Here is a 7,430-nt window from a genome sequence, read left to right on the forward strand (position 1 = left end):
AATCATTATGAAAATCCGAGGTATGAGTAAGATTCAGAAAAAAACAGGAAAGAAGATGACATCATGTTTGGAGAAAACCATGCACATATTTTTATGAACGCGGTCAATTACAGACAGGCTGTGAGAAAGCATGAGAACGGTGTAGATGAGGAAGTTATTTACAGCCATTTCAGGGCATATCAGGAGAAAAATATTTCCTTTGTCCGGGACGGCGGAGATAATCTCCAGGTTTCCAAAAGAGCGAAAGAACTGGCAGGGGAATACGGTATTGACTACCGAACGCCCGTTTTTGCCATTCACCGCAAAGGGCACTACGGAGGAATTGTGGGACGGGGGTTTGAAAATCTGAAGGAGTATGCAGCCCTTGTAAAAGAAGCTGGTGCTCAGGGCGGAGATTTTATTAAAATTATGACCACGGGAATTATGGATTTTAACACAGATGGTTCGGTGACAGAAACACCCCTTTCTTTTGGCGAAGTAAAGGAAATGGTGCATATTGCCCATGAGGAGGGATTTTCAGTCATGGCTCATACCAATGGTGCCAGGGCGGTAAGAGAAGTGGTGGAAGCCGGGGCAGACAGCGTGGAACATGGAAATTATGTGGACGGGGAAACCATACAGGCGATGGCAGAGTCCGATGTGGTCTGGGTGCCTACAATTACAGTGGTAAAAAATATGATTGGCTGCGGCCGCTTTTCCGATAAGGTGTTGAAGAAAATCTGGGAAACGGGAAGCCGGAATATCCGCAGTGCTTTTGCCCGGGGCGTGCACATGGCACTGGGAAGCGATGCGGGGGCTTACCGGGTTTATCACGGACAGGGACTTGCAGATGAATGGAATTGCTTTAAGGAAATTCTGGGGGACAGCCAGCCGGTGCAGCAGCGTCTTTTGGAAGGCGAACAGAGGATACGGGAAAAATTCCAGAGACAGTAAAGAAATTAACCGTTATCATGACGGCAGAGAAAACATCAGGAGGACTCAGAATGGACAGAAAAAAATCTTTTGTGCTGAAAGGACATATTTGTTATAGCGATGAAAAGAAAAAACTTCACATAAAACCCAACAGTTATGCAGTCTGTAAAGATGGTGTCTGCCAGGGAGTTTTTGAAAAGATACCTCAGAAGTTTGCCTCTTTTGAGGTGAGAGATATGGGAGACGTTCTGGTGATTCCGGGACTGACGGATTTGCATGCCCATGCGCCCCAGTATGCTTTTCGGGGGCAGGGAATGGATTTGGAACTTTTGGAATGGCTTAACACCCATACATTTCCGGAAGAGGCCCGATATGCGGATTTGGAATACGCTCAAAGGGCATATGGCATGTATGTGGAGGAACTGAAAAAAAGTGCAGTGACAAGAGCCGTTATCTTTGGCACTCTTCATGTAGAAGCCACAGAAATTCTGATGGATTTGTTGGAAGAATCCGGTTTGGAAACGTATGCAGGCAAGGTGAATATGGACAGAAACGGCGGAAAAAATCTGGAAGAGGCAAGCGCACAGAGTTCTGCAGCAGAAACCAGACGGTGGTTACAGGAGACAGAGGGAAAATACAGACATACCAGGCCCATTCTGACCCCAAGGTTTATTCCGGCCTGCAGTGATGAACTGATGGCAGAGCTGAGAACGATTCAGAAGGAATATGGTTTGCCGGTTCAGTCTCATTTATCGGAAAATCCTCAGGAGGTTGCCTGGGTAAAGGAATTGTGTCCCAAGGCGAAATCTTACAGCGATGCTTATTTTCAGGCAGGACTTTTCGGCGGAACTTATCCTGCGGTGATGGCGCACTGTATTTGGGTAGACGAGGAGGAAATCCAGTTGATGAAAGAGCAGGGCGTTTATGTGGCTCATTGTCCGCAGTCCAATGCCAATCTGTCCTCCGGAATTGCACCGGTACGAAAGTTTCTCAGCGCGGGCGTTTCAATAGGACTGGGCAGTGATATGGCGGCAGGCAGCAACACTTCCATTCTGCGTGCCATGGCTGATGCGGTGCAGTGCTCTAAGCTGCGTTGGCGTCTGGTGGATTCCGAGGCAAAGCCTCTTACATTTCCAGAGGTCTTTTATATGGGAACTTTGGGTGGAGGTTCTTTTTTCGGAAACGTGGGAAGTTTTTTGCCGGGGTATGCGTTTGATGCGCTGGTCTTGGATGACACCAGTCTGCCCCAGCCCCGGAAGCTGGAGGTTTCACAGAGGCTGGAGCGTTTTATTTATCTGGGGGATGAGCAGAATATTGTGTGCAAGTATGTGAATGGAGTATGTATTCGCTGATTTTTCAGAAAAAGATTCTATAGAAAATATGAATATGAAAGAGTGAGCTATTTTGGATAGAAGAAAAGTTTCATAAATCCAGTGTCCTTCCATCCAAAACCGCCTCTTTCAGTTCATCTTCCACATAGCTGAGTTTGAGAGAAAAGAAAACTCTGTCTTCCTCCAGAAGACGGAAAAAAATCTTATCCCCCTCCCAGAGATTTAACCGGAACAAATCTTTTTTATCCACCCATTCCAGTACGCCTTCCTCACATTCAGTGATTTCACCTTCGTATGCATCTGCCGTATACAGGCACATGTACTCTGTTTCTGAAAAATCTCCGTCTGTTTTTTCCAGATGAAAGGTAACCAATCCGCGAAAACGGTAGGAAGTGAGCGTCAGTCCGGTTTCCTCGTGAACTTCCCGGAGGAGGCACTCCTCCGGACTCTCATTGGCTTCAAAATGGCCGCCAACGCCAATCCATTTATCTTTGTTTACGTCATTTTTCTTTGAAACCCGGTGCAGCATCAGATACTGTTCCTGGTTTTCAATATAACACAAGGTGGTCAGCTGGGACTTTTCTTTCAAGATACAACCTCCTTTGCCAGTTCTTTCATTTCTTCTGTAAGAGACTTCCGCACTTTTTTTCTGGTTACTTCCACGATGTTCAGGGAAGTCATATCAACCACCGTTCCTTTTACCGGGTCACGATTTAAATACGCCTGCAGATTTTCCATCAGTTCTTTTTTATGCTTCGGGCTTTTCATGTTAATAAAGTCGATGAGAATGATACCGGACAGGTTTCGGAGTCTTAGCTGCAAAGCAATCTCTGCGGCCGCTTCCAGGTTGATTTTTCGAAAGGTTTCCTCCATTTCTTTATTTGCTGTAAACTTTCCGGTATTGACGTCAATACACACAAAAGCCTCGGTCTGCTGAATGACCAGAAAGCCGCCGGATTTCAGCCAGACTTTTTCATGCAGTCCATGTTCCAGGGCGCTTTCCAGGCTGTACAATTTGTAGAGCGGAAGGAGTTTGTCCTCATACAAGCGGATTTGTGTGTTTTCGGGAAAGGCGGTTTTGGCATAACTGGAAACCGCTTCATACAAGGACTTGTTATCCGTCACAATTTCTTCCAGATGTTCGGTGTATACGTTCTGCAAAACCTGCATATATTCCGGCAGGCTTTCTTCCAGAAGAGAAAAGCATACCCGGGATGTTCCTTTCAATAAAACCTGTTGGTATCTCTGCACCAGCAAATCCAGTTCTATCAGAATCTCCTCATCAGCTGCATTCCGGCTGTTGGTTCTGACAATGATACCTGCATTTTCCGGCATGCGGTTTTCCAGAAGTTCCCGAAAACGCTGTTTTTCCGCTTTTGTCAGTTTCCCGGAAAAACCAAGTTCTTTTCTGTGAGAAGTGAGCACCAGATAATGACCGGTAAAATTCAGATTGCCTGTCACATAGGGAAGTTTGCTTTTTATTCCTTCCCGAGCCACCTGTACCACAATTTCGTCTCCCGGTTTGATTTCTTCATTCTTTTTGGGATTGGCAAAAACAGGCGGTTCCTTTTCATCCAAGGAGTAGTAGCACATTTGGCCTTCTGCAATTTCCACAAAAGCTGCATGAATATTTTTAGCAAGATTTTTTACTTTTCCAATATAAATATTTCCCAGAATACAGCTTTTTGACATTCCCATGGGATTTATCTGACAGATACGCCCGTTTTCTTCTAACGCAGCCGTCAGCATGGGAATGCCTTTGTATTCCATGGGAGTCAGTATCAGCCTACTCAAGGTCTTCTCCCAGGTTTTCCAGAGAAATCAGTTTTCGTTCCGTTTCTGTCCCTTTATCTGCATATACTTCCAGGCGATGCACCAAAAGAGAAAAACTATCAAATTCTTTCTCGCAGAACTGATAAAATGCTTCCATTACCAGCTCCGGCTTGGTATTTTTGACACTTCCGGCTGCAAGCTGAAGGAATATTCCTCCGTTATCTAAATGTAAGTCATAAATAAAAGGTTTAATGTCCACCTCTTTTTCATTCTTTTTCGTTTTCTTTACAACCAGAATTTCCGGCTGTTCCATAAAGGCCTGTACCTTTTCTTTCCAGTCGTCTCCGGGTGCCATACCTTCCCGGAAATTCACCTGATAATCGGCAGCCGCCACAAGAGCCATGGCCGCATTGGCTTTTCCGTCTGGTATCTGCCGGAAACTAAGCACTTTCATACCTTCTGCCATAGTATCATTCAGTCGTCTGATGGCCTCCTTGGACGGTATGGATGTCTGAATTTCCATATCAAAATATTCTGCCGTGCTGGTCACACCTACACCCAGTGGGGCAGCAAAAGACATAATCATATGGGGACTGAATCCTTCAGAATACGCCACATCAATGTCCGCCCTGCGGATAGCTTTCTGAAAATACCTCATAATATCCAGATGCCCGATAAATTTCATGGCTCCCTGTTTTGCAAATTTTACTCTAACCTTCAATGCAGACACCTCCTTTGTAAGCTGCCGCACCGCAGCCGGAACATTTCATTCTGCAGTTTGGCGTAACTGCTTCCTGATGGGCTTTTTCCCATTCTTTTTCCAGGAATTTCCGTGTTACTCCAATGGACAGGAAATCCCACGGGAAAATTTCGTCCAGCGGGCGCTCTCTTAAAGTATAAAATTCCGGGTCAAGACCTGCCTCTTCAAAAGCGTCCATCCAGAGGTCATAGCGGAAATATTCGGACCAGGCATCAAAAATAGCACCTTTTCGGTAAGTTGCTTCTAATACGTCCGCCACTCTTCGGTCACCGCGGGCCAGAATTCCCTCTAAAACGGTTACATCAGCTTCGTGATAATTGTATTTAATACTTTTCTGATTCAACTGTGCTTTAATCTCTTCCTTGACAATTTTTGCTCGCTCCAGATAATCCTCTTTCCGGAACATTCCGGCCCACTGGAATGGAGTGAAAGGTTTCGGCACAAAGAAAGAAGTGCTGACTACAATCTGGCATTTGCCGTGTCGCTGGTCTTTTGGGATTTCATAATATCTTTTGGCAATGGACTCGGCCAGATGAGCAATTCCTTTCATATCTTCTTCTGCTTCTGTGGGAAGTCCCAGCATAAAGTATAATTTTACTCTACTCCAACCGCCTTCAAAGGCTTTGCCTGCGCCTTCCAGAATGATTTCTTCTGTGAGCCCTTTGTTAATCACATCCCGCATTCTCTGAGTACCTGCTTCCGGTGCAAAGGTCAGGCTGCTTTTTTTGATATCCTGTACTTTACGCATAACGTCCAGAGAAAAAGAGTCAATGCGAAGAGAAGGCAGAGAAATATTCACCTTTCTTTCAGAACAGTCGTCAATCAAATATTCCAGCAATTCCTGCAGTTTAGAATAATCGCTGGTACTCAGAGAACTAAGGGAAATTTCCTCGTGTCCGGTGCTGTCCAGCATGGCTTTTGCTGTATCTTTTAAAAATTTTACATCTCTTTCCCTGGTAGGGCGGTACAGCATACCCGCCTGACAGAAGCGACAGCCGCGAATACAGCCTCTTTGTACTTCCAGAGTTACCCTGTCCTGTGTGGCTTTGATAAAAGGTACGACAGGTTTCCTCGGATAATAGGTGTTGGTGATATCCATAACGACCTGTTTCTCGATTTTTTCTTTTGCATGCGGATTGTTAGGCACAAAAGAGGCAATGGTTCCGTCTTCCTTATAAGTGGTATCGTAGAAGGAAGGTACATAAATTCCGGGAATTTCCGCAGCTCTTTCCAGAAATTCTTTTTTGCTTTTTCCAGCTTTTTTGTATTTTTTATAAGAATCCAAAACTTCTCCGAAGACAGTTTCTCCTTCTCCGATATAGAACAAATCAAAGAATGGCGCCAATGGTTCCGGATTATAAGTACAAGGACCGCCTCCCATAACCAAAGGCCAGCTTTCGTCCCGATCCGCTGCTCTTAAAGGCATACCGCTTAAATCCAGTATCTGCAGAATATTGGTATAACACATTTCGTACTGAATGGTAATTCCCAGAAAGTCAAAATTACGAATCGGATCCTGAGATTCCAATGCAAACAGAGGAATTTTTTTCTCCCGCATCACTTTGTCCAAATCCGGCCAGGGAGAATATACCCTTTCGCACCAGGTATCTTCCCTCTGGTTAAACATGTCATAGAGAATCTGGATTCCCAAATGGGACATTCCGATTTCGTAGACGTCTGGAAAGCACATAGCGAAACGGATATCTACCTCATCTTTGTTTTTCATTACCGAGTTCACTTCATTCCCGATATAGCGGGCTGGTTTCTCGATTTTTAGTAATATTTCATCGCTTAAAGCTAGTTTTCTCATGAAAACCTCCATTTTTTAGATTTTATTAACTGTAAAGCAAGGTTCCTTTACTGTTTATACAGAAATATACCGACTATCATTTTTATAATAGACATCATGTATCCTATTTTATCTCCTAAATTGTACTAAATACTGTTCCCTCTGTCAAATCTTACTGGATTTCTGACTGAAATTTTGCAAAAATACAAAAGAGAAAGTAGTGCTGCTAAAGAAGGGAGAGAGAAATGAAAAGGGCTGAAACCCTTTGTATTTAGGATTTCAGCCCTCTTTACACTCTGTATAAAACTGCGGGAGATGGGACTTGAACCCACACGTCTATACAGACACAAGATCCTTAGTCTTGCCTGTCTGCCAATTCCAGCACTCCCGCTCGCTTGTCATTTGGTTTTCCCAAAGGACAAATGAAAGTATAGCAAATATTTTCCAACTCGTCAATAGTTTTTTAGAAAATTTTAAAATGAGAGTGTAGGGTGTGCATGTTGCTTTATGCGATAATGGGAAACAGGAGAGGTGTAAGAGGGCATATGATTAATTATGTATTCTGTTAAAAAATAGAATTCAGAGTGCATTTATCAGAATGACTATAGATAATTTGAAAGCGTTTGACGTATTGCTTTTACTGTGAGATAATGTGAATGAATAAAAGAAGCACAGCTGCAGGAATGTTTTATTCCTGGTAGTTTTTCAGTATCTTGAGTAGATGTGAAGGCGTGTAATGTATTTGCAGAAGGTAAAGTTTATCCTTTTTTATGACTTATTATTCGCGTTCTACTTTGGTAGACGCTTTTTTTGTGTCAGCAATGAAATAAACCACCTGCTATGCGGGTGGTGGGAGAAATCTTTA

Annotated in this window: 6 protein-coding genes and 1 tRNA gene; 2 read left to right on the forward strand and 5 right to left on the reverse strand. The window is 43.8% G+C overall.

Translation table 11 applies throughout. From position 1 onward, the window contains the following. Window positions 1–63: 63 nt before the first annotated feature. Window positions 64–933 (forward strand): amidohydrolase family protein, encoded by an 870-nt coding sequence (locus tag G5A70_RS13935; RefSeq protein WP_173750132.1) that lies wholly within the window; start codon window positions 64–66, stop codon window positions 931–933. 50 nt (window positions 934–983) lie between these two features. Beyond that, window positions 984–2,264: an amidohydrolase family protein gene (locus G5A70_RS13940; RefSeq protein ID WP_173750133.1), complete on the forward strand. Its 1,281-nt coding sequence runs from the start codon at window positions 984–986 to the stop codon at window positions 2,262–2,264. 70 nt (window positions 2,265–2,334) lie between these two features. Here the strand turns inward: G5A70_RS13940 and G5A70_RS13945 are convergent, their stop codons facing one another. The 5 genes from G5A70_RS13945 to G5A70_RS13965 all read right to left on the reverse strand — a co-directional run bounded on the left by G5A70_RS13945 (window position 2,335) and on the right by G5A70_RS13965 (window position 6,956). Beyond that, the gene (locus G5A70_RS13945) at window positions 2,335–2,832 is read right to left on the reverse strand and encodes an NUDIX hydrolase (RefSeq protein ID WP_173750134.1); all 498 of its coding nucleotides are present in this window, start codon (window positions 2,830–2,832) and stop codon (window positions 2,335–2,337) included. Continuing rightward, complete coding sequence (locus G5A70_RS13950) at window positions 2,829–4,037, reverse strand: ribonuclease E/G (protein WP_226853452.1); 1,209 nt, start codon at window positions 4,035–4,037, stop codon at window positions 2,829–2,831. Before G5A70_RS13950 ends, G5A70_RS13945 begins: the two co-directional genes overlap by 4 nt. Then, window positions 4,030–4,737: a TIGR03936 family radical SAM-associated protein gene (locus G5A70_RS13955; protein WP_173750135.1), complete on the reverse strand. Its 708-nt coding sequence runs from the start codon at window positions 4,735–4,737 to the stop codon at window positions 4,030–4,032. The genes G5A70_RS13950 and G5A70_RS13955 overlap by 8 nt, the downstream gene beginning before the upstream one ends. Then, the gene (locus tag G5A70_RS13960) at window positions 4,727–6,586 is read right to left on the reverse strand and encodes a TIGR03960 family B12-binding radical SAM protein (RefSeq protein WP_173750136.1); all 1,860 of its coding nucleotides are present in this window, start codon (window positions 6,584–6,586) and stop codon (window positions 4,727–4,729) included. The genes G5A70_RS13955 and G5A70_RS13960 overlap by 11 nt, the downstream gene beginning before the upstream one ends. 286 nt (window positions 6,587–6,872) lie before the next feature. Further along, window positions 6,873–6,956: transfer RNA gene (locus G5A70_RS13965), tRNA-Leu, on the reverse strand. Between the last annotated feature and the right edge of the window lie 474 nt (window positions 6,957–7,430).

It is taken from the genome of Blautia hansenii, from assembly GCF_013304445.1.
Lineage (GTDB): Bacteria > Bacillota > Clostridia > Lachnospirales > Lachnospiraceae > Blautia.

Excerpts from the sequence above, each read along its gene's own strand:
- G5A70_RS13935 (WP_173750132.1), top strand. The coding sequence starts at position 64 with ATGTTTGGAGAAAACCATGCACATATTTTTATGAACGCGGTCAATTAC.
- G5A70_RS13940 (WP_173750133.1), top strand. The coding sequence starts at position 984 with ATGGACAGAAAAAAATCTTTTGTGCTGAAAGGACATATTTGTTATAGC.
- G5A70_RS13960 (WP_173750136.1), bottom strand. The coding sequence starts at position 6,586 with ATGAGAAAACTAGCTTTAAGCGATGAAATATTACTAAAAATCGAGAAA.